At 66.8% G+C, this 21,469-nt stretch carries 15 protein-coding genes; 9 read left to right on the top strand and 6 right to left on the bottom strand.

Features of this window, described 5'->3' with window-relative positions:
- Nucleotides 1-18 precede the first annotated feature (18 nt).
- From DFR49_RS13805 to DFR49_RS13820, 4 genes are all read right to left on the bottom strand, one after another.
- Nucleotides 19-1,227 carry a DUF885 family protein gene (locus DFR49_RS13805; protein WP_119036203.1) on the bottom strand — a complete coding sequence of 403 codons (1,209 nt, stop codon included), beginning with the start codon at nt 1,225-1,227 and terminating at the stop codon, nt 19-21.
- Nucleotides 1,208-5,041 carry a LamG-like jellyroll fold domain-containing protein gene (locus DFR49_RS13810; protein ID WP_119036204.1) on the bottom strand — a complete coding sequence of 1,278 codons (3,834 nt, stop codon included), beginning with the start codon at nt 5,039-5,041 and terminating at the stop codon, nt 1,208-1,210. The genes DFR49_RS13805 and DFR49_RS13810 overlap by 20 nt, the downstream gene beginning before the upstream one ends.
- Before the next feature lie 99 nt (nt 5,042-5,140).
- Nucleotides 5,141-6,427 carry an MFS transporter gene (locus DFR49_RS13815; RefSeq protein WP_119036205.1) on the bottom strand — a complete coding sequence of 429 codons (1,287 nt, stop codon included), beginning with the start codon at nt 6,425-6,427 and terminating at the stop codon, nt 5,141-5,143.
- A 78-nt stretch (nt 6,428-6,505) separates the two neighbouring features.
- Nucleotides 6,506-7,303 carry a 2-keto-4-pentenoate hydratase gene (locus DFR49_RS13820; protein WP_211325881.1) on the bottom strand — a complete coding sequence of 266 codons (798 nt, stop codon included), beginning with the start codon at nt 7,301-7,303 and terminating at the stop codon, nt 6,506-6,508.
- A 245-nt stretch (nt 7,304-7,548) separates the two neighbouring features.
- Here DFR49_RS13820 and DFR49_RS13825 point away from each other — a divergent pair, with 245 nt between their 5' ends.
- The 4 genes from DFR49_RS13825 (at nt 7,549) to DFR49_RS13840 (ending at nt 11,965) form a co-directional block, all read left to right on the top strand.
- Nucleotides 7,549-8,583: a LacI family DNA-binding transcriptional regulator gene (locus tag DFR49_RS13825; protein ID WP_119036206.1), complete on the top strand. Its 1,035-nt coding sequence runs from the start codon at nt 7,549-7,551 to the stop codon at nt 8,581-8,583.
- A gap of 108 nt (nt 8,584-8,691) precedes the next feature.
- On the top strand, nt 8,692-9,534 hold the full coding sequence (kduI, locus tag DFR49_RS13830) for a 5-dehydro-4-deoxy-D-glucuronate isomerase (RefSeq protein WP_119036207.1): 843 nt from the start codon (nt 8,692-8,694) through the stop codon (nt 9,532-9,534).
- Nucleotides 9,535-9,647: 113 nt separating this feature from the next.
- Complete coding sequence (gene kduD / locus DFR49_RS13835; protein ID WP_119036208.1) at nt 9,648-10,403, top strand: 2-dehydro-3-deoxy-D-gluconate 5-dehydrogenase KduD; 756 nt, start codon at nt 9,648-9,650, stop codon at nt 10,401-10,403.
- Nucleotides 10,400-11,965 carry a carboxylesterase/lipase family protein gene (locus DFR49_RS13840; protein ID WP_119036209.1) on the top strand — a complete coding sequence of 522 codons (1,566 nt, stop codon included), beginning with the start codon at nt 10,400-10,402 and terminating at the stop codon, nt 11,963-11,965. The genes kduD and DFR49_RS13840 overlap by 4 nt, the downstream gene beginning before the upstream one ends.
- A gap of 150 nt (nt 11,966-12,115) precedes the next feature.
- On the opposite strand, the gene DFR49_RS13845 is transcribed toward DFR49_RS13840, so the two are convergent.
- Nucleotides 12,116-12,460 carry a cupin domain-containing protein gene (locus DFR49_RS13845; protein WP_119036440.1) on the bottom strand — a complete coding sequence of 115 codons (345 nt, stop codon included), beginning with the start codon at nt 12,458-12,460 and terminating at the stop codon, nt 12,116-12,118.
- Between the two features lie 396 nt (nt 12,461-12,856).
- On the opposite strand from DFR49_RS13845, the gene DFR49_RS13850 reads away from it, so the two are divergent.
- From DFR49_RS13850 to DFR49_RS13860, 3 genes are all read left to right on the top strand, one after another.
- Complete coding sequence (locus DFR49_RS13850) at nt 12,857-15,625, top strand: TonB-dependent receptor (protein WP_245968497.1); 2,769 nt, start codon at nt 12,857-12,859, stop codon at nt 15,623-15,625.
- Between the two features lie 76 nt (nt 15,626-15,701).
- Nucleotides 15,702-17,318, top strand: a complete 1,617-nt coding sequence (locus DFR49_RS13855) for a family 43 glycosylhydrolase (RefSeq protein ID WP_119036210.1) — start codon at nt 15,702-15,704, stop codon at nt 17,316-17,318.
- Nucleotides 17,315-18,295 carry an alpha/beta hydrolase gene (locus tag DFR49_RS13860; RefSeq protein ID WP_119036211.1) on the top strand — a complete coding sequence of 327 codons (981 nt, stop codon included), beginning with the start codon at nt 17,315-17,317 and terminating at the stop codon, nt 18,293-18,295. The genes DFR49_RS13855 and DFR49_RS13860 overlap by 4 nt, the downstream gene beginning before the upstream one ends.
- Before the next feature lie 215 nt (nt 18,296-18,510).
- Here DFR49_RS13860 and DFR49_RS13865 read toward each other — a convergent pair whose 3' ends face one another.
- On the bottom strand, nt 18,511-18,981 hold the full coding sequence (locus DFR49_RS13865) for an Lrp/AsnC family transcriptional regulator (protein ID WP_119036212.1): 471 nt from the start codon (nt 18,979-18,981) through the stop codon (nt 18,511-18,513).
- 104 nt (nt 18,982-19,085) lie between these two features.
- On the opposite strand from DFR49_RS13865, the gene alr reads away from it, so the two are divergent.
- Both alr and DFR49_RS13875 read left to right on the top strand, forming a co-directional pair.
- Nucleotides 19,086-20,216, top strand: a complete 1,131-nt coding sequence (gene alr / locus DFR49_RS13870; RefSeq protein ID WP_119036213.1) for an alanine racemase — start codon at nt 19,086-19,088, stop codon at nt 20,214-20,216.
- Nucleotides 20,213-21,469: a D-amino acid dehydrogenase gene (locus DFR49_RS13875; RefSeq protein ID WP_119036214.1), complete on the top strand. Its 1,257-nt coding sequence runs from the start codon at nt 20,213-20,215 to the stop codon at nt 21,467-21,469. Before alr ends, DFR49_RS13875 begins: the two co-directional genes overlap by 4 nt.

A 21,469-nucleotide genomic window follows, 5' to 3' on the forward strand; every position in this document is an offset into this window, starting at 1 on the left:
CGCTTTCCGCGTCCGGGTTCAGCCGAGCATTGCGGCGGGGCAGCGGCCGCCCGTCAGCAGGCTGGCCAGTGGCACCGTGCGCGAAGCAAGGGCTTCGAACCGCAGCCAAAAGGCCGCCTCGGCAAGCCGGATGCCTGGATCGGCCGCGATGCGCGCGGTATCGGCGGCGAAATCGACGAAATAGATCGGCCGCCCCATTGCCCGGTGCCAGAAATCCAGCGCCCGTGCGCCGTCCCAGCCGTCGGCATGGAGGGCGATGTCGATCCGGCCGCGCAACGCGCGGAACAGCAGCCAGTGGAGCGCGCCCAGTTCGCCGGCCGGATCGTCGCCAAAAAGCCCGCGCTCGATCGCCAGCGCCTCGGCAAAGGTCGCCCAGCCCTCGACATAGCCGCCCGAATAGCGCGCGCGCACCGGGTGCGGCGGCGCCAGCGCCTCGATCGGCAATTGCACCATATGGCCGGGAAGCAGTTCGTGATGGACGACGCTGCGCAGGCTCCAGCGCGGGCGGCGCGCGATCTGCTTCAGATCGACGACGTAGAAGCCGCGCGAATCGGCACCCGGCACGATCCGATAGCCGCCCTTGCCCGCGGCGATTTCCTGTGGGCTGAGGCGGCGCACCGCGACGTTGGCGCAGGCGGGGGGCAGCGGCCCCAGCCAATCGGCCAGATGCGGGCGCACCGCGTCGAGCCAGCGGTTCATGTCCGCCACCGCGCGGTCGCGCCCGGCATCGCTGTCGGCGTAGTGCCAGCGTGGGTCGTCGAACGCGGCGTCGAACCGCGCGGCGATCGCGCCGGGGGCGATATCGAGCCGGTTCATCACCGCGTGCGCGCGGCGGTGCAATGCCGCGATCCGCGCATCGAGCGTGGCGCGCGCCTCGCCAATATCGATCGGTGCCCCGAACGCGCGTTCGGCGAGCAGCGGGAAACGGCGCGACGGCGCATCGCCGGCAATCGCCAAGCGGGCGTCGATCGCGCAGCCGAGCCGTGCGGCCTCCAGATCGCGCCGCGCGGCATCGGGCAGGTCGGCCGCATCCAAGCCCTCCAGCGCGCGCAACCGCGCCGCCGGGGTCGCCAGCGCGTCCCAGCGATCGAGCACCGCCGCCAGCCGCGCGGCCGCGCCCGAGGCGTTCGCCGCGGCGGGCCATTGCACCGCTATCCCCGCCCCGATCAGGCCGCCGAGCAATGCCCGGCGCGACGGCGCTGCTGTCTTACTCGCCGAGATGCGCATCGATCGTGACGCTGTTGTTGAGCCGCGTGACCTCGGGCGCGTCGCCGTCGATCGCCACCGTCACGCGCGCGCCGCTCGGCAAACGGCCGGCGTAGGCAAGCTGCACCGTAGCCGTCTTGGGTTCGAGATCGATCGGGGCGGCGAGCGCGGCGATCGGGGCAGTGGCGAGCACGCGGCCGTCGGCCGCTTCGAGCCGCGCGGTGCCGCCGGCGACGGGAAGCGCGCCGAGGCTGTGGACCGTCAGCGTGACGCTATCCTTGCCGATTGCGACATCGTCGCCGCCTATCCCCAGATCGGGCCGCTGGTTGGTCGGCGTCGTCGCCGCGATCAGCCGGAAATCGAGGATCGTGGTCGTGCCGGGTTCGAAGCGGACATCGGTCGCGGCGCTGCGTTCGAGCGTCAGCGATCGCGGGCCGCCGGACCAACGCACCGTCTTGCCGCCGTCGGCGCTGGTGCCGACGCGCATTTCCCACCTTCCGGCGGTGACGTTCCAGGTCGACATCGTCGCCGCGAGCGGTGCGTCGGTGACGTTGTAGCCGAGCACGCGGAAGGCGTCGCGCGTCGCATCGGGCACCAGGATCGCGGTGTTGACCGCGCCATCGGGGTCGGCGAAGCGCCAGCTTACCGTGTTGCCGGGATAGGTCTGGTTGCGCTTGAGCGCGATCCCGCCGAGCCGCTCGCGCTGGAGGGTCTCGTTGGGCTGATCGACCCGATCCGACCACCAATGGCCTTCGGTGTACATATATTGATATTGCGATTTCTCGGCGATCGCGTCGGCGTGGAGCGCGTCGAGCCAGGTCTTGTCGCCCGTCGCCTGCCACGCGGCGTAGCGCGCGAACGCGCTGCCGTCGTCCTTGCCGCCGGGGATGATCTCCTGCGCGTAGCGTTTGCCGTCGGGCAGCGCCTCGAAGGCGTTTTCGTTGAACTGGGCGAGCAGCTTCGGCCCCGCGACCGCCAGCCGCGACCGGATCGGCGCGAGATATTTGTCGTCGCCGGTGAAGCGCCACGCGGCCCACGCCGATTGCAGCGGCGTATCGAGCCCGCCGCCGTCGCCCTTGCGCTCTTCGTCGGTGTTCCAGTTGATTTCGTTGGGGAAGACGAGCCGCCCCTCGGCATCCTTCTTCGCGTGCGCGGCCCAGCCGTCCATCAGGCCGGTGATCAGCGCTTCGGCTTGCGGATTGCCGTTATAGACCCCCATCAGGATCGGCGCGTGGGTGACGACGAAACTGTACGGTTTCTGCCACGCCCAGGCATCCTCGCGATACATCTTGGTGCCGCCGTACCAGTTGCTCGCGAAATGGAGGTGGCCGGCCTTGTTGGTCATGATGACGCGCTGGAGCGCCTTGCTGGTTTTCATCAGCCGTTCGACCGATCTGGGCTCGCCCCAGTTGAGATACAGCCGCTCGGCGTCGGCGTTCATCCCCTCCTCATAGGCGTGAAGTTCGTCGGTGGTGATCGTCGCCAGCCCGTCGGTGTGCATCCCGTTGCGATACGCGGCCTCGGAAAGCGCGCGCAGCGACGCGTTGATCTTGTCGGGATCGACCCCCATCAGCGCGAGCCCGGGCCATTGCTGCGTCAGATCGGTATCATCCGAAATTCCGCCGCCGAAATCGCCATAGGGAACCTGGCGCTCGTCGATCCACCAATTGACGAAATGGCGCACGAGCTTGAGGTCGGTAAGCTGGCGGAACGCCCACAGCGGTTGGCCGGCAGGCGGCACCGGCTGCGTGAATTTGGGCATGTTCTCGGGGCGATAATTGATGTCCGCCCAATATCGCCGCGCCTCCGCATGATCGGGGGCGACGCGCAGCAGATCGGAAATGTCGGCGAAGACGCGCCGGTATAATCCCTCGCGCTTCGAAGCGGTGTGTTCCTCGACGAGGAAGCCCCAATTGTCGCGCACCTGATTGAAGCGATCGGCGATATGGTCGGGCAGCGCAGCGGCGCGATCCTTGAACACCAGCCGGATGCCGGCGCCGTCGATCGCCCGCGCGTCGAAGCCCGGCGCCCCCGAGGCGATCGAGAGATAGAGGCTGTCGTTCGAGAGGATGCGATCGCGCAGGTCGAGCCAGAGCGTGCGCGCTTCATGCGGGCGGACCGAGACGGTGGCGTCGATCATGTCGCGCCCCGGCCAGATCGGATCCTTGATGCGGATGTCGAGCGGGATCAGCCCATCCTTTACCGGCGGCAGATCGAGCGCGGGGAGATCGATCGCGATCCCGTCAAGCCCGTCGTGGAGGTTCTGCCAGCCATAATCCCAGGCGCGCGCCAGCGGCTTGCCCGGAAAGGCGTCGCCGAAGCTCGCCGGGATCAGGATATGGACGATCGGTTCGCCGCCGCCGGTCCGCGCGATGTGCCCCGAATCGGCAGCGCTGCCCGCGCCCGCGGCGGCCTTCGCGCCGCTGGCGGGTAGCGCGACGACGGTCGTCCGTTCGCCGGCGGGATAGCGGCCGGCGATATAGGCGTTGAGATCGGTGAGCGCCGCGAAATCGGGCGATGCGTCTGCCTGCACGCGATAATCGAGGCTGAAATTGTCTTTGGGCACCGCGCCGGCAGCGACGTCATACGCCCAGATCTCCTGGATCGGCTCTTCCTGCTGCGCGTTGGTGAAATGGAGCGTGCCGCCGGTCAGCGTGTCGGTGTCGGTGACGCTGCGCACGACGCCTTGCGGGCGCTTGTCGAGCGTGCGCGTCTTGCCGTCCGGCCCCGTCCAGCGCAGGTCGCCGAACGCCGCGCCGCGCAGTTCGACGCGGTTGAAGCGCGCGCCTTCGGGCAGCGTCAGATCATATTGCTTGCCGCCTTCGACATAGACGTTCCAGTCGGGCAGCGTGAAATAGCCGTTGCGCCCCGGCAGGCGCGATCGGTTGTAGACGCCGGGCCAGGTCGTCTCAGGAATGCCGTCGACGCCCTTCCACATCCATTCCTTCAAATCCTTCGCGTCGGCGAATTCGATCTTTCGGATCGTGGTGACGGCTGCGTCGAGCGGCCTGGGCAGCGCGCGATCCCAGCCGAAACGGTGCAGCCAAGCCGCGCGGCGTGCGGCGGCATCGTCCTGCGTGTCCGCGGTCGGTTCGCGCTTGGCGGCAAGTGCTGCAATCTCGCGTGCACCGAGCAGGTGATCGTAGACGCGGATCTCGTCGAAATCGCTGCCGCGCATGAAGCTGTAGCGGCTCTGCACCTGATGCGGCGAGATGATCCGCCCCGCCATCCCGAACTGATCGAGCCCGGCATCGAGATCGGCCGTCGCGTCGTCGCGCGCCACCTCGCGGCCGTTGACGTAGAGGCGCACGCCCTTGGTCCCGTCCCAGCCGAAGGCGATATGCTGCCACGCGTCGGGATCGGGCGCCGCGGTCGTCCACGAGATGCGGTGGCGGGCGAGATTGGCGTCGGTGACGAAGGCTTCGAACCCGTGGCCGTTCCAGTCGATCCTCAGGAACGTCATGTCCCAGCTCGAATGATCGGCGAATCCGACGCGGAAGATGACGAAGGGCGTCTCCCCGGCGGGCGTATGCGACCGCCAGAAGAACGAGAGCGTGCCGCGTTGCGCGTACATATTGCCCGGCGCTTGCCACGCGACATAGCCGCCGTCGCTCCAGCGGATCGCCGAACCGATCGCGCCGTCGGGGATGATCGACATCGCGCTTTCGAAATTGGGGATCGCGGCCCCCTGCGCTTCGTCGGCGACCAGATTCTCGTCCCCCGAGACGCGGAAAAGCAGCCCGTCCCCGCCGCCGTCCTGCGCCGATGCGGCTGGCGGCGCGGCGGCCGCGGCGACGAGCGCGAGGGTGGATACCAGACGCAGTTGGACCGACATGCCCAAGGGATTCTCCTGTCGCTATCGGGCGGCCTTCGCGCGGGCCGCTCCGGGGGGAAACCGGCGCACGGCATCGTTGCCGTGCGCCGTAACCGGGGTTCAGATACCGTCGACGCGCGCCAGCCGCGGGCTGAGCAACTGGACGGCGGCAAGCGCGACGAAATAGGCGCCCGCGCAGATCGCGAACAGCGTCGCATAGCTGTGGGTGGCGTCAAGGATGTAGCCCGTGAACCACGCCATCCCCATGCCGCCGATCGCGCCGACGGTGCCGCCGATGCCGACCACCGATCCCACCGCGCCGCGCGGAAAGATATCCGACGGCAACGTATAGAGATTGGCCGAGAACGCCTGATGCGCGGCGGTCGCAAGCCCGATGACGAGCACCGCCAGCCAGACGCTGTCGATCGACTGCGCGAAGAAGATCGGCAGCACACAGATCGCGCAGACGAGCATCGTCAGCTTGCGCGCGGCGTTCGCGCTCCAGCCCGCCTTCATCAGCCGCGACGACGACCAGCCGCCGGCGACGCTGCCGACGTCGGACAGCAGGTAGATCGCCGCGAGCGGCAAGCCGAAGGTCGTCAGATCCATGTCGTAGCGCTCGAACAGATAGCCGGGCAGCCAGAACAGGAAGAACCACCAGATCGGATCGATGAAGAACTTGCCGAGCGCATAGGCCCAGGTCTCCCGGATCGTGATCAGCTTTGCCCACGGAATCGGGGTTACCGGATCGGCCGGATCCTGTTCGATCCAGGCGAGTTCGCCGGGGGTCACGCGCGGGTGCTCGCGCGGGTGGCGGTACATGATCCACCAGGCGACCAGCCACGCGACCCCCAGCAGGCCGGTCACGTAGAAAGCGACGCGCCAGTCGAACGCGAGGACGAGCACCGGCACCAGCAGCGGGGTAATGATCGCGCCGACATTGGCGCCGGCGTTGAAGATGCCGATCGCGAAGGCGCGCTCGCGCTGCGGAAACCAGTCGGTGACGGTGCGGATGCCGGCGGGGAAATTGCCCGATTCGCCGATGCCGAGGCCGAACCGCGCCATCGCGAACTGGGTGACGGTGCTGGCGAGGCCGTGCGCCATGTGGCTGATCGTCCAGATCAGGATCGCGATCGTGTAGCCGAGCCGCGCGCCGACCCGATCGACGACCCTGCCGAAGCTGATATAGCCGAGTGCGTAGGCGACCTGGAACCAGAAGACGATCGCGGCGAAATCAACCTCGGTCCAGCCGAACTCTTCCTGCAATGTCGGCTTGAGCACGCCGATCATCTGCCGATCGACATAGTTGATCGCCGTCGCTGCGAACAGCAGGCCGCAGATTACCCAGCGATAGCGGCCCACGCGTTGGGCCGCTCCGGCGACCTCCGGCGGTGCTGTCGATGCCATAGGTGCCTCTCCCTCTTGGAGCTTTCTCGTCTTCTTTTATCTTTATTGTCGTTGCTATTCAGGGGTTTGTTCTCGCCGTTACGTGGCGGCTGTGATCGCGCAGCGCACGACGCGATCGCCGTCGAAACGCGCTTCGATCGAATCCCCCACCGCGACCGGATGGACACCGGTCACTGCGCCGCTGGAAATCCACGACCCGCGCTCGATTGCGATGCCGCGATCGGCGAGCAGTTCGAACAGGAAGCGCGCGGCGCCGAACGGCCCGTCGAGCATCTCGGCGGCGCGTGCGGCGCCCGCTTCGCGGCCGTTGATCAGCAGCGACACCGGCCAGTCGGCGATATCGGCGCCCCGCCAATCGGCGATCGCGGGACCGATCACGAGGCCGTTGTTGTTGCCGAAGTCGGAGATCGTCACCGTCGGGCCGAGATCGTTGATCGTCGGCAGCGGCGAACTGGCGATCTCGATGCCGAGATGGACCATGTCGATATGCGCGGTCGCTTCCTCGGTCGTGAACCGCTTCCGGCCCGGCGGCGGCGGGGTGCCGACCCGGAGCAGGAATTCCGCCTCAGCGGCGGCGAACCCGTCGGCGAAGACCGGCATGGCGACGGGGGTGTCGGCCTGCGCGACAATGTGGCGCATGAAGATCGGCCCCGCCAGCCGGTTGGCGCCGTCGAGCGGGGGATCGATCTTGCCGACCTTCCAGCCGCCGATCGTGGTGCCGTCGAGCGCGATCGCGGCATCCTGAACCGCATAGGCGGCGTCGAGCGTGGGCGGAATGGCGCTCGGATAACTGGCGAGGCCGCGTGCCTCGCGTCGCGCGGAGACGAAGGCTTGCGCGATCAGGCCTGCATCATCGGAAAAATCGTTGCAAGCCACCCTAATCCCCTCGTTTGCCGCGACGCGGCCATCTTTCCGCCTTGGCTAATGGAAACCGGTGTCATTGACAAGAAGGATCGTGGAAACTTTGCGTGATTGGTGGATAAATATCTAATGTTAAACCGTAATTCGTCCGACTTCGAAATCGGGGAGCGGGGCGCGCGATCGCCGCTCGACTCGTCGTTGACGGTCGCTTTTGTGTCTTCGCTTGGCGTCGATCGGCCATTCGCGCTAGACCTCTGCCGATGCAAAAGACCAACCGGCCGACCATCAACGATGTCGCGCGCGTCGCGGGCGTTTCCAAGAAGACGGTGAGCCGGGTCATCAACCGCTCGCCGCTGCTCAGCGGCGACACGCGCGAGCGGGTCGAGCAGGTCATCGCCGATCTCGGTTATATCCCCAATCCGCAGGCGCGCGCGCTCGCGTTGCGCCGCAACTATCTGATCGGGCTCGTCCACGACAATCCCAACGCGCAGACGGTGATGAACGTCCAGCAGGGGATGCTCGAGGCGCTGTACGGCACCGAATTCGAGATGGTGGTGCGCCCGCTCAACCGCGGCTCGGCGACGATGCTCGACGATCTGCGCCATTTCCTCGAACGCCAGCGGCTGTTCGGCGTGCTGCTGATGCCGCCGGTCAGCGAGAACGATACGGTGGCGGAATTGTGCGATTCGATCGGCTGCCGCTATGTCCGCATGGGGTCGGCGGCGCTCGATACGGCTGAGCATATGGTCGCGTCGAACGACCGCGAGGCGGTGCGCGCCGCCACCCAGTATCTGATCGGCGAGGGGCATCGCCGGATCGGGCTGGTGCTGGGGCCGCACGGTTTCCGCTCGGCGCGCGAACGGCGGCTGGGGTTCGAGGATGCGCTGAAGGCGGCCGATATCGCGCTGCCGCGCAGCCTCATCGCCGACGGCAATTACACCTTCGAATCGGGCATCGTCGCCGCGGAGCGCCTGCTCGATCTGATGCCGCGGCCGACCGCGATCTTTTCGAGCAACGACGAAATGGCCGCAGGCGTGGTCCACGCCGCCCGCCAGCGCGGCCTCGATATCCCGCGCGACCTGTCGGTGATCGGGTTCGACGACACGCCGATCGCGGGGCATCTCTGGCCGCCGCTGACGACGGTGCGCTGGCCGATCGCCTCAATGGCGCGTTCGGCGGCGCTCAAGCTGATCGCCGGGGTCGGCGACAACCCCGAACCCGAGGTCAGGGAGCCGTCGATGTTCCTGTCGACGCTGATCCGACGCGCGTCGGTGGCGGCACCGGGCGATGGATGAGCGCCGCTTGGACGAACGGCCATTGAACTAATATCTGACACCGGTTACCAACGTTGGATCACCACCCGCGCCCAGGCGCGACATCGCCATGACCGAAGGAGAGGCCCGATGTTCGACCGCACCTATTATGCCACGCATCCTGACATGATGGAGTGTGTTTCCAACGAGGAACTGCGCGATCGCTATCTGATCCCGGGCCTGTTCCGCGCCGGCGAGTGCGTGCTCAACTACACCCATGCCGATCGCTTCGTGATCGGCGGCGTCGCGGTCGCGACGGGTGAGGTGCGCCTGCCCGAACAGGCCGAGCCGCCGTCTGCCGCCGGCCATCCGTTCCTCGAGCGGCGCGAACTCGCGATCGTCAACGTCGGCAAGGCCGATGGCGTCGTCACCGTCGACGGCGAGGCGTTTGCGCTCGGCAACAAGGATTGCCTCTACGTCACGATGGGGGCGAAAGACGTCGTGTTTTCCGGCGACGGCGCGCGCTTCTATCTGGCGTCGTGCCCCGCGCACAAGGCATTCGAGACGCGCAAGCTTGGCATCGCGGACGCCAATGCGCTCGATCGCGGCAGCCTCGAGGAATCGAACGAACGCACGATTTTCCAGCTCGTCATCCCCGGTGTGTGCGATTCGGCACAGCTCGTGATGGGGCTCACCGTGCTCAAGCCGGGCAGCGTGTGGAACACGATGCCGCCGCACATCCACGAGCGCCGATCGGAAATCTATTTCTACTTCGAACTCGACGATCTCGATGCCGATCGCGTGATGCACTTCATGGGCGAGGGCGAGGCCACGCGGCACATCGTCGTCCAGAACGAGGAAGCAGTGATCTCGCCGCCCTGGTCGATCCACATGGGCGCGGGCACCAAGGCCTATGCCTTCATCTGGGCGATGGCGGGCGAGAACCAGGACTATACCGATATGAACGTCCTCGACATCTGCCAGTTGGCGTGAGGCCTTGCGCCCCTCGCCCAGAGCGAGGGGCCAGGGTGGGGCGCTCCCCGCGTGCGGCGCCCCGTTCCTATCCACCCCCGGCCCCTCCCGTTCGGGGAGGGGAGGAGTTGCACATGACCAATCCCTTCGACCTTTCGAATCGCGTCGCGATCGTCACCGGCGCCAATACCGGCATCGGCCAGGGCATCGCGCTCGCGCTGGCCGAGGCGGGCGCCGACATCGCCTGCGTCGGCCGCACGCCCGCCGAGGAGACGGTGGCGCAGGCGCGCGCGTTCGGCCGTCGGGCCGAGATCGTCTCCGCCGATCTCTCGACGATCGCGCCTGTGGGCAGGATTGTGGACGAAACGGTGGAAAAACTCGGCCGTCTCGACATTCTGGTCAACAATGCCGGCATCATCCGCCGCGCCGACAGCCTCGATTTCACCGAGGAAGATTGGGACGCGGTGATCGACACCAACCTCAAATCGCTGTTCTTCCTCGCCCAGGCCGCCGCGCGGCACATGGTGGCGCAGGGCCGCGGCAGCATCGTCAACATCGCTTCGCTGCTGAGCTTCCAGGGCGGCATCCGCGTGCCGAGCTATACGGCCGCCAAATCGGGCGTGGCGGGGCTGACGAAGCTGCTCGCCAACGAATGGGCGGCCAAGGGCGTCAACGTCAACGCGATCGCGCCGGGCTATATCGCCACCAACAATACCGCCGCGTTGCAGGCGGACGAGACGCGCAACCGCCAGATCCTCGAACGCATCCCCGCGGGCCGCTGGGGCGAGGCATCCGATCTCGGCGGCGCGGCGGTGTTTCTCGCCTCGGACGCGGCGCGCTACGTCCACGGGCATATCCTCGCGGTCGACGGCGGGTGGCTCGCCCGATGAGCGCGATCGGGCGGCGCTCGGTGCTCGCAGCGGCCGGCGCGGCCCCGCTGCTGCTGGCACCGGGCGCCGCCCGGGCCGCGGCGCAAGCCGCCGTGGTCACCGCGCCGGCGGGGCGGTTCGAGGGCGATCGCGATCGCGGCGTGCTGCGCTTTCGCGGCATCCGTTACGGGCGCGCCGAACGCTTCATGGCGCCCAAACCGCTCGCCGCCGGTCGCGAGGTGATCGCCGCCCGCGCGTTCGGGCCGGTCTGCCCGCAGCGCAACGATCGCTATGCGCCGCAATCCGAAGACTGTTTGTTCCTCAACATCTGGACGCCCGAAGTCGACCCCCGCGCGCGCCGGCCGGTGATGCTCTACATCCACGGCGGCGCCTATTCGAACGGCAGCGTCACCGATCCGCTCAACGACGGCTACACGCTCGCCGCGCGCGGCGATTGCGTGGTCGTGACGGTCAACCACCGGCTCAATGCGTTCGGCTATCTCTATCTCGCGCGGTTCGATCCGCGCTTCGCCGACAGCGGCAACAACGGCCAGCTCGATCTGATCCTCGCGCTTCAATGGGTGCGCGACAATATCGCCGCGTTCGGCGGCGATCCGACACGGGTGATGGTGTTCGGCCAGTCGGGCGGGGGCGCCAAGATCGCGACGATGATGGGGATGCCCGCGGCGCGCGGACTGTTCCACCGCGCCGCGACGATGAGCGGTCAGCAGGTCACCGCCTCGGGGCCGCTCCACGCGACCGCGCGGACACGCGCGTTCCTGGGCCGGCTGGGGATCGCGGAGGGCGATCTCTCGCCGCTCCTTGCCGCCCCCGCCGAACGGCTGGTCGAGGCCGGCGAGGCGACCGATCCGATCCTCGGCGGCAATGTCTATTTCGGCCCGGTGCTCGACATGAAATGGCTGACGCGCCATCCGTTCTGGCCCGATGCCAACCCGCAATCGAACGCGATTCCCATGCTGCTCGGCAACACGCATGACGAGACGCGCGCGTTCATCGCCCCCGATAGCGCCAAGCTCGCCGGGCTGAACTGGGATAATGTCGCCGAGCGGATGGCCCCCGAACTCAAGGTCGATATCCTGCCCGAATGGGTGGTCGCCCAATATCGCGCGCACTTCCCCGACTGGAGCCCGCGCGACGTCTTCTGGGGCGCGACGACGGCGGGGCGGAGCTGGCGCGGGCAGGTGATCGAGGCCGAGGCGCGCGCGCGGGCGGGCACGCCGACATGGGTCTATCAGGTCGATTACGCCTCGCGGGTCGATCCGGTGCGCGGTGCCTTCCACACGATGGATATTCCACTGGTGTTCGGGACGCTCGATGCACGCAGATCGCAGACCGGCACCGGCGCCGATGCGCGCGCGGCCTCGACAACGCTACAGGATGCCTTCGTCGCGTTCGCAACCCGCGGCGACCCCAATGCGCCCGGCGTGCCGGCATGGCCGCGCTACGATCTCGATCGCCGCGCGACGCTGATCGTCGATGCCGAGAGCCGGGTCGAGAACGATCCGCGCCAGTGGCAGCGCGAATTGTTCGCGCGCGTCCCCTATATCCAGCCGGGCACCTGATCGGCGCCAGGCTGTATCGCCATTCGGTTCTGGCGGCCTACAAATGGTGGTCCCCCGAGCTTCCGGTGCCCACGGACCTTCAGTCCGCTGCGCGCCGGGTCTCGGAAAACCACCATTTTCGGCGCGCCATCTCCTGAATGGCGATACAGCCTAGTCGCGCGGCAGTGGATAGGCGATGATCAGCGTCAGCGGGCGCGTGCCCTGCTGCGTGATCCCGACGACCGCGCCGTCGAACAGATAGGCGGCCGAGCCGGGACGCAGCGCCTGCCGTTCGCCATCGGAGATCACCTCGCCCGCGCCGTCGAGCACATAATAGACCTCGTCATGGGCGATCCGATGCGGGCCGATCGCCGCGCCGGGATGGAGCACGCGCTTGCGGAACTCCATCGTCCGGCCTTCGATGCCGTCGGAAATGCGATACGCGGTGCTCATCCCGATCGCGCCGTGCGGCGGGGGCTCGTCGCGGACGGTTTCGCGCTCGTCGACCACGACCATGCGCGAGGCGGTGCGCTGGCCGGCCGCCGTGGCGTACGGCGTCAGCGTTGCGGCAAGAAGAATGGAAAACAGCGCAAACCGGCGCTTTTTCGGGCTCGATCCAGACATAATCGATCCTCTCGGCTACGACCTATTGACACACCAAAGGTTTACGTTCACCGTTCTGACACCGGTTACCTAAAAAGAAAAGGGGCTGGTCGCCACCTCGGTGGCGTGAGCAAGAATAGCAGTGCCGACGAAGAATCGCGGGCTTGGGGTGCCTTGGCACCGCCCGTTTCGCCGGTTTCGTGGGGTCGAACCGCTCGCGGTGTTCATAACGCGAGGTCACCGGTGTCAGAGCCGGTGTCGGGGACAGGATCAAAGACGAGTCGCGTGACGCGACCGGAAGGGGAGAGGATGATGAAGGAAAAGGGTGCGACGATCGGTCGCTTTGCGGGAAGCTCGATCATTGCCTTGACGCTGGGGCTCGCCGCGCCGGCATTCGCCGAGGATCAGCCGGCACAGCCCGCGCAGGCCGCGCCGGCGCCGCAATCGGCGGGCGCGGAGGATGATGCGACATCGAGCATCGTCGTCACGGGTTTCCGCGCCTCGCTCAACCAGGCGCTCGATATCAAGCGCGACTCGACCGCTGCGGTCGATGCCATCATCGCTGAGGATATCGCCAAGTTTCCCGATCAGAATCTCGCCGAATCGCTCCAGCGCATTCCCGGCGTCTCGATCGAGCGCGATGCGGGCGAGGGGCGTGCGATCACCGTGCGCGGCCTCGGCGCGCAGTTCACGCGCGTCCGCGTCAACGGCATGGAGACGATCGCGACCTCGACCGACGGCGCCTCGGCCAACCGCGATCGGGCGTTCGATTTCAACGTCTTCGCTTCCGAACTGTTCAACTCGATCGTGGTCCACAAGACGGCCGAAGCGGCGCTCGACGAAGGGTCGCTCGGCGCGGTGGTCGATCTCAACACCGGCAATCCACTCAGCTTCCGGCCGGGGGTGACGCTCTCGGCGTCGGCGCAGGCGCGCTACAACGATCTCAACGACAATGTCGGCCCGCGGCTTGCGGGGCTGCTCGGCTGGACCAATGCCGATCAGACGTTCGGCGTGTCGGCGTCGGTCGCCTATTCCAAGTACAAGACGGCCGAACTGGGCAACAATTCGGTGCGCTGGGCACAGGCATCGTTCCGATCGGTCGATGGCACGGCGTGCGACCTGAAAAACCCCGTCGGCGCCTGCGCCGAGGTGGCGGACGCCTTCCATCCGCGCATCCCGCGCTATGGCCTGGTGTCACACGATCGCGAGCGGCTGGGCGCGACGGCGTCGATCCAGTTCAAGCCGACCGACCGCACCACGGTTTCGATCGACGGGCTGTATTCGAACTTCAAGGAGGATCGTGACGAACATTGGGGCGAAGTGCTGCTGCGCAGCGAAGAAGACAATATCGACATTTCCAACTATGTGATCGACGATCACAACAGCATCATTTCCGCCGATCTCGACAACGTCTACGTCCGCACCGAGCGCTATCATCGCGAAAGCGAGACCAAATTCTACCAAATTTCGGGCACGATCGACCACGAGTTCAGCGACGCGTTCCGCGCCAAGCTGCGCGGCGGTTTCTCGCGATCCGATGCCGATATTCCGGTCGAGACCTCGCTGATGTTCGACGATCGCGACGCGACCGGCTACAGCTTCGATTACAGCGACATGAAGAGCCCGCTGCTGGTGTTCGGCGCAGGCATCGACGATCCCACGGCGTTCCAGTTCGCCGAGTTCCGCGATCGGCCCTCGAACGTCACCAACAAGTTCCGCACCGCCGCGCTCGATCTCGAATGGAAGATCGCCGACGGGTTCAGGCTCTCGGGCGGCCCCTTCTATCGCCGGTTCGATTTCAAGACGATCGGCTATCGTCGCGACGGCGTCTATTGCAGCACCTTCGATTGCCCGCCCGGCGCCTATGGCGCGCCGGTGACCGGCGATATTTCCGACATCTTCAAGCTCGGCGATGCCGGCCAGCCATCGGGGAACACCAATAGCTGGGTCGAGCCCAACCTCGAGGCGGCGACCGATTTCATCGATCTCTACAGCCAGAACCTAGTGCTCGATCAGGGCGGCCAGCGTTCGGTGGCCGAAAAGTCGAGTGGGGGCTGGTTCCAGGCCGATTTCGAGACGCGGCTTTTCGGGCTGCGCTTCACCGGCAACGCCGGCATGCGCTACGCCCACACCGCCCAGTCGTCACAGGGCTTCGTGAGCGACACCTACGTCACCGTGAAGCGCAGCTATGACGATTGGCTGCCGGCGATGAACCTGAACCTCTATCCGGCCGACAATCTGATCCTGCGCGGCGCCATCGCCAAGGTGATGACGCGGCCCAGCCTGGGCTCGCTGACGCCGGGCGGTTCGGTCGATCAGTTCAACTTCCGCATCACCTCGGGCAATCCGTTCATCGATCCGTATCGCGCGACCAATTACGACGTGGCGCTCGAATGGTATTTCGCGCCCGGCGCGCTCGCCTCGGTGGCGCTGTTCGCGAAGGATATCGTGAGCTTCCCGCTGAGCAGTTCGCGCGACGGCACCTATGCCTCGAGCGGCTTGCCGACATCGCTGCTGACGCCGGGAACGCCGGCCTATCAGGCGATCGTCGATGGCGAGAAGCCGGATCGCGCCTTCGAGTTCCGGACCACGCTCAATGGCCCCGGCGCGAATCTGAAGGGGATCGAACTGGGCCTCAACCTGCCCTTCTCGGTCTTCTCGCAGTCGCTCAGCTCGTTCGGTGCACTCGGCAACGTCACCTTCATCAAGAGCGACGTCGATTATACCGTCGGCGGGACGGTCTATACGCGGCCGCTGCTCGGGCTTTCCAAGAAATCGGCGAACGGCACGGTCTATTATGACAACGGCACCTTCTCGGTCCGCGTGTCGGGCGCGTATCGTGAGGGCTATCGCACCAGCACGAGCGGCAACGCGAATATCTTCGAAGGGTTCGCCAGCTCGTTCAACCTCGACGCGGCGATCCGCTACCAGCTCAACGAGCATATCGAACTGTCGCTCGACGGCACCAACCTGACCGACGATTATCGCTATCGCTGGGTCGATGATTTCGCGGACCGCAATTACGAGAACAACCATTTCGGCCGCGTGATCATGGCGGGGGTGCGCTTCAAGCTGTGATCGATATCGCCTGACCTTCCTCCCACTTGCGGCGTGCCCTGGAAAAGGGTGCGCCGTATTTTTATGAGGCACATTGATGAACCGTCGCGATACGTTGAAGGGACTGCTGACGACCGGCGGCGCGATGATGATCGCCCCGCGCGCGGCCACGCAGGGGCCGGCCGCCTCGGCATCGCTCGATCCTTATGCGGACATGCACTGGGGCAAGGGTTTCGAGGGCCAGCGCCGTGCCGATCTGGGTGACGGCACGTTCCTCAATCCCGTCTTCGCCGGCGATCATCCCGATCCCAGCATCGTGCGCGACGGCGACGATTATTACATCACCTTCTCGACCTTCGATGCCTATCCCGGCATCGTCATCTGGCACAGCCGCGATCTGGTGAACTGGCGGCCGGTGACGGCGGCGCTGACGACGCCAATCGGCTCGGTCTGGGCGCCCGAACTGACCAAGCACGACGGCCGCTTCTATTGCTACATCCCCGCGCGGACACCCGAGCGCCGCTCGATCTACGTCATCCATGCCGATCGCATCGAGGGGCCGTGGTCGGCGCCGATCGATCTCGATCTTCCCGATCATATCGATCCCGGCCATGCCGTCGGGGCCGACGGACGACGCTGGCTGTTCCTGTCGGGCGGCGATCGCGTGCCGCTGACCCCCGATGGGCTCGCGACGGCCGGGCCGGTCGAGCATGTCTACGATCCCTGGCACTATCCCGAGGATTGGGTGGTCGAGAGCTTCTCGCCCGAAGGCCCCAAGATCATGCAGCGCGGGGGTTATTACTATCTGATCACCGCGGTCGGGGGCACGGCGGGGCCGCCGACCGGGCATATGGTGATCGCCGCGCGCTCGCGCTCGCTCGACGGGCCGTGGGAGAATGATCCCGCCAACCCGCTGGTGCGCACCGTGAGCGCCGCCGAGAAATGGTGGTCGCGCGGCCACGCCACCGTGTTCGAAGGGCCGGGGGGCAAGTGGTGGACGGTCTATCACGGCTATGAAAACGGCTATTGGACGCTTGGCCGCCAGACGCTGCTGGCGCCGGTGACGTGGAGCGACGACGGTTGGCCGCGCTTCGGCGGCGGCGATCTCTCGCACCCGATCGCCAAGCCGCTGGCGGGGCCGCAGACGCCGCACGGGATGCCGCTCAGCGACGATTTCTCGCAAGACAGGTTCGGGCCGCTGTGGGCGTTCTACGATCCCGCGCCCGACGAGAAGCGGCGCGTGACCTTCGGCGATCGCGCGATGCGGCTGGCGGGCAAGGGGGCGAGCCCCGCGGATTGCTCGCCGGTCTCGCTGATCGCGGGCGACCAGCGCTATCGCATCTCAGTCGAGGTGGCGCTCGACGGCGCGGTCGAGGCCGGGTTGCTGCTGTTCTACAGCCGGCGGCTCTACGCCGGGCTGGGGATGGATCGCGACGGGCTGGTGATGTCCCGCTACGGCCGGCAGCGTCGGGCCGGGCCGTCGGGGACGGCCACGGGGCCGATGCGCATCCGCATCACCAACGATCGCAACATCGTGACGATCGAGACGAGCCTGGACGGCGGCCGTAGCTGGCGGCGGTTCGGGGTGCAGATGGAAGTCTCGGGGTATCACCACAATGTCGCGGGCGATTTCCTGTCGCTGCGCCCCGCGCTCTATGCGGCGGGCAAGGGGATCGCGACCTTCCGCGATTTCCGCTACGAAGCGCTGTCATGACGCTCGATCGCCGCACGCTTGTTCTCGCCGGCCTCGCCGCGCCCGCCATCGGCGGTGTGGCGCGCGCCCAATCGTCGCCGCCGCTCGCCGATTTGCCGGGGCCGGACGAGGAGATCGATCTCTGGCCGGGCGCGGCGCCGGGTATGCCGGCGGTGCCGCCGCGCGAAGTGATCATCGATCGCAGCAAGGATCACGCTTTCCAGGATCGCGCCGTCGAGCATGTCGCGCGGCCGCGGCTGGGGATTTTTCGCGCCGCGCGGCCCAATGGCGCGGCGCTGCTGATCGCGCCGGGCGGCGGCTATCAGCGCGTGGTGGTCGACAAGGAAGGCAACGAACTGGGCCGCTGGCTGTCGGCGCGTGGGATCACCGCCTATGTGCTCACCTATCGGCTGCCCGGCGACGGCTGGAAGGCGGGGCCGGATGTCGCGCTCGCCGACGCGCAGCGGGCGATGCGGCTGATCCGGGGGCGGGCGCGCCGCGATGCCGTCGATCCCGAACGCGTCGGGGTGATGGGCTTTTCCGCCGGCGGCCATGTCTGCGCCGATCTCGCGACGCGGTTCGCGCGGGGCGTCTACGATCCCGTCGATGCGAGCGACCGCCTCTCGGCACGGCCCTTCGTCGCCGCGCCGATCTATCCGGTCCAGTCGATGCACGCGCCGCTCGCGCATCCGGGCTCGCGCGATTTGCTCATCGGCGCGAATGCCTCGCGCGCGCTCGAAAGCGCGCACACCCCGGCCGAGAACGTGCCCGCCGACGCGCCGCCCTTCTTTCTCTGCCATGCCGAGGACGATGCGACGGTGCCCGTCGGCAACACGATCGAGCTGCGCGCGGCGGTGCGCGCGCGCGGGATCGTGGCCGAGACGCATCTGTTCACCGAAGGCGGCCACGGCTTCGGGCTGCGCAGTGTGGTCGGCAAGCCCGCCGGCGCATGGCCGGATCTGTTCCTCGCGTGGGGCCGGATGCGCGGCTTCTGCTAGCGGGAACGCCCTATTGGGTCCACGGTCGTGACGAAGCCGGGAACGATGGCGCGATGGGTGACGAGGTGGGCACGGGGCGCGCGGCACAGCAGCGCTATAGCCCGATCGAGCGATGCCGTTGCGGTGCTTTCACGCGCCGCCCATCGGGTGTCGCGATCCGCGTAATCATATAGATCCTGCCACCGAGCGATCGCCGACAATAATCGACGGCCAGCCTATCGATGAGCGGCCTTGCGTTGGTGCTTGAGCGCGTTGCGCATCGCGAAGCTGGATTGGATGCGGGTCACGCCAGGTAGCCGAGATAACACCTCACTATGAATCGCCTCATAGCGAGCGGCATTATCGACGTGAACACGCAACCAGTAATCGACCTCGCCGGTCATTAGGAAGCATTCTCGAATCTCAGGATATTTGCGCACTGCTCCCTCGAATCGGGCGAGATAATCCTCGGTCTGCCGCTCGAGCGTGACACCGACCACCACATTGACGCCCCCGCCCTCCGTCTCGGCATCGGTAACGATGGTGTAACCCCGAATGACGTCATGATCCTCCAACAGCTTGATGCGGCGGTGGCAAGAGGAGGGTGACAGACCGACGGCGGCGGCGATCGCCGCGTTGGATTGACGGGCATCCTGCCGCAACAGGCGCAGGATCGCACGATCGATCTCGTCGAGCCGGGCGGTCATTTTGACTGAATCATTCGAATATTGTCCCGTTTATAAGCAAAATATCGTTCATCGTTCGACATTTTGCGTCCTTATTCCGTCGTGTGTTGCATATCTATGGCGGAATGAAAACCACATCCGATTCGCGGGTTCGCGCTGCCGGTGCCGTGCTGAGGATCGATCTCAACGCGCTGGTTGAAAATTATCGCATTCTGCAGCGCCAGACCGGTGCGGCCGAGGTTGGCGCCGTCGTAAAGGCGGATGCCTATGGTCTCGGCGCGATCCCGGTCGCGGATGCGTTGGCGGGGGCAGGTTGCCGCCATTTCTTCGTCGCCCATCTGGGCGAGGCGATTGCGCTCAGAGACGGGCTCGACGGCGGGCAGCCCATCTACGTCCTGAATGGGTTGCAGCCGGGCGCCGAAGCCGTCGCCGCGGCCGCGGGGGTCGTTCCTGTCCTCAACTCCCTCGACCAGATGGCACGCTGGGCGGCGCAGGCTCGCGAGCATGGCGCGGTGTTGCCGGCGGTCCTGCAGGTAGACAGCGGCATGGGCCGGCTGGGCCTGTCGCCGGAGGAGACGGACCAGCTTGTGGCCGAGCCCGACCGACTGGAGGGCATCGCGTTGCAGCTCGTGATGAGCCACCTCGCTTGCGGCGACACGCCCGATGCCGAGGCGAACGCGCAACAATATGCGCGGTTTACGGATCTGGCCTCGCGTTTCCCCGGCGTGCGCCGCTCGCTCGACAATTCGGGCGGCGCCTTCCTCGGCCGAAACCATTTCGATCTGGTCCGCGCCGGCATCGCGCTCTATGGCGGCGCGCCACACGTGGGACGCCCCAATCCGATGCGCGCGGTCGTCTCGCTCGACGCGCACATCATCCAGGTGCGCGATCTGCCCGCGGGCGCCGGTGTCGGCTACGGCCTGACCTCGGTTGCGGAGGCGCCGCGCCGGATCGCCACGATCGGCGTCGGCTATGCCGATGGCTGGCCGCGATGCGTCAGCAATCGCGGATCGGCCTATATCGGCGGCCGGAGGGTGCCCGTAGCCGGCCGCGTGTCGATGGACAGCATGACGCTCGACGTGACCGGCATCGAAGAGAACCTGCTGCAGCCGGGAGCGCCGGTCGAATTGCTCGGCCCCCATCAGGGGATCGATCACGCCGCCGCCGACGCGGACACGATCGCCTATGAGATCCTGACTCAGCTCGGCGCGCGTTATGCGCGCGACTATCTGCCGGCGGGGAGCACGCCGGTATGAAGATCGCGATCCTCGGCAGCGGTGTTATCGGCGTCACCTCCGCCTGGTATCTGGCGGAGGCCGGGCACGAGGTCGTCGTGATCGACCGGCAAAGCGGGCCGGCGCTCGAGACCAGTTTCGCCAATGCCGGTGAGATTTCGCCCGGCTATGCCTCGCCCTGGGCTGCCCCCGGGGTGCCGCTGAAAGCCTTGCGCTGGCTGCTCCAGGATCATGCCCCCCTGATTCTGCGACCGCGCGCCGATCTTGCGATGCTGCGCTGGCTGATCGCGATGCTCCGGAATTGCACCGCCGACGCCTATCAGACAAACAAGGAGCGGATGGTTCGTCTCGCGGAATTCAGCCGCGATCGGCTGGATGATCTCCGGTCCGCGACCGGCATCACCTATGACGAGCGCTGCCGGGGTACGCTGCAGTTGTTTCGCAAGCCCGAGCAGATCGACGCGGCTGCCAAAGACATTGCGGTCCTCCGGGCGGACGGGGTGCCTTTCGAACTGCTCGACGCGGCGAACTGCATCACCGCGGAGCCCGGCTTGGCGTACACAGATGTCGCCATCGCCGGCGGCCTGCGCCTGCCGAACGATCAGACGGGCGATTGCTTCAAATTCACCAATGCCTTGGCCGCGCTGTGCCGGGGCAGGGGCGTGGTTTTTCGCAACGATCACACTATCCAGCGACTGTTGGTCGAGGACGGCCGGGTTGCCGGGGTCCAGACCGACCACGGCCTCATCAAGGCGGACGCTTATCTGGTGGCGCTGGGCAGCTATTCTCCGCAGTTGGTGGCGCCACTCGGGATTCGCCTGCCGATCTATCCCGTCAAGGGATATTCGATCACGGTGCCGATCGTCGGGGAGAGTCGCGCGCCCGTCTCCACGATCATGGACGAAAGCTACAAGATCGCGATCACCCGGCTCGGCGATCGAATTCGCGTGGGCGGCATGGTCGAGGTGTCGGGGTTCAGCCGGGACTTGCCGCCGGCCCGCCGCGCGACTCTCGAAATGTCTTTGAGGTCGCTTTTCCCAGGCGCCGGCGATCTCGCTGCGGCAAGCTTCTGGAGCGGTTTGCGTCCGATGACGCCCGACAGTACCCCCGTTATCGGGCCGACCCGCGTCGCCAATCTTTTCATCAACAGCGGTCATGGAACGTTGGGATGGACGATGGCCTGCGGCTCCGGGCATGTCATCGCCGATATCATGTCAGGCCGATCGCCCGCCATTGCCGCGGCGGATCTCGCTATTTCTCGCTACCAATCCTGA

The organism is Hephaestia caeni (assembly GCF_003550065.1).
Taxonomy (GTDB): Bacteria; Pseudomonadota; Alphaproteobacteria; order Sphingomonadales; family Sphingomonadaceae; genus Sphingomonas; species Sphingomonas caeni_A.

Bases quoted from the DNA above. Each gene is read 5' to 3' on its own strand.
- DFR49_RS13805 (WP_119036203.1), bottom strand. From the start codon at position 1,227: ATGCGCATCTCGGCGAGTAAGACAGCAGCGCCGTCGCGCCGGGCATTG.
- DFR49_RS13810 (WP_119036204.1), bottom strand. From the start codon at position 5,041: ATGTCGGTCCAACTGCGTCTGGTATCCACCCTCGCGCTCGTCGCCGCG.
- DFR49_RS13815 (WP_119036205.1), bottom strand. From the start codon at position 6,427: ATGGCATCGACAGCACCGCCGGAGGTCGCCGGAGCGGCCCAACGCGTG.
- DFR49_RS13825 (WP_119036206.1), top strand. From the start codon at position 7,549: ATGCAAAAGACCAACCGGCCGACCATCAACGATGTCGCGCGCGTCGCG.
- kduI (WP_119036207.1), top strand. From the start codon at position 8,692: ATGTTCGACCGCACCTATTATGCCACGCATCCTGACATGATGGAGTGT.
- kduD (WP_119036208.1), top strand. From the start codon at position 9,648: ATGACCAATCCCTTCGACCTTTCGAATCGCGTCGCGATCGTCACCGGC.
- DFR49_RS13840 (WP_119036209.1), top strand. From the start codon at position 10,400: ATGAGCGCGATCGGGCGGCGCTCGGTGCTCGCAGCGGCCGGCGCGGCC.
- DFR49_RS13845 (WP_119036440.1), bottom strand. From the start codon at position 12,460: ATGGTCGTGGTCGACGAGCGCGAAACCGTCCGCGACGAGCCCCCGCCG.
- DFR49_RS13850 (WP_245968497.1), top strand. From the start codon at position 12,857: ATGATGAAGGAAAAGGGTGCGACGATCGGTCGCTTTGCGGGAAGCTCG.
- DFR49_RS13855 (WP_119036210.1), top strand. From the start codon at position 15,702: ATGAACCGTCGCGATACGTTGAAGGGACTGCTGACGACCGGCGGCGCG.
- DFR49_RS13860 (WP_119036211.1), top strand. From the start codon at position 17,315: ATGACGCTCGATCGCCGCACGCTTGTTCTCGCCGGCCTCGCCGCGCCC.
- DFR49_RS13865 (WP_119036212.1), bottom strand. From the start codon at position 18,981: ATGACCGCCCGGCTCGACGAGATCGATCGTGCGATCCTGCGCCTGTTG.
- alr (WP_119036213.1), top strand. From the start codon at position 19,086: ATGAAAACCACATCCGATTCGCGGGTTCGCGCTGCCGGTGCCGTGCTG.
- DFR49_RS13875 (WP_119036214.1), top strand. From the start codon at position 20,213: ATGAAGATCGCGATCCTCGGCAGCGGTGTTATCGGCGTCACCTCCGCC.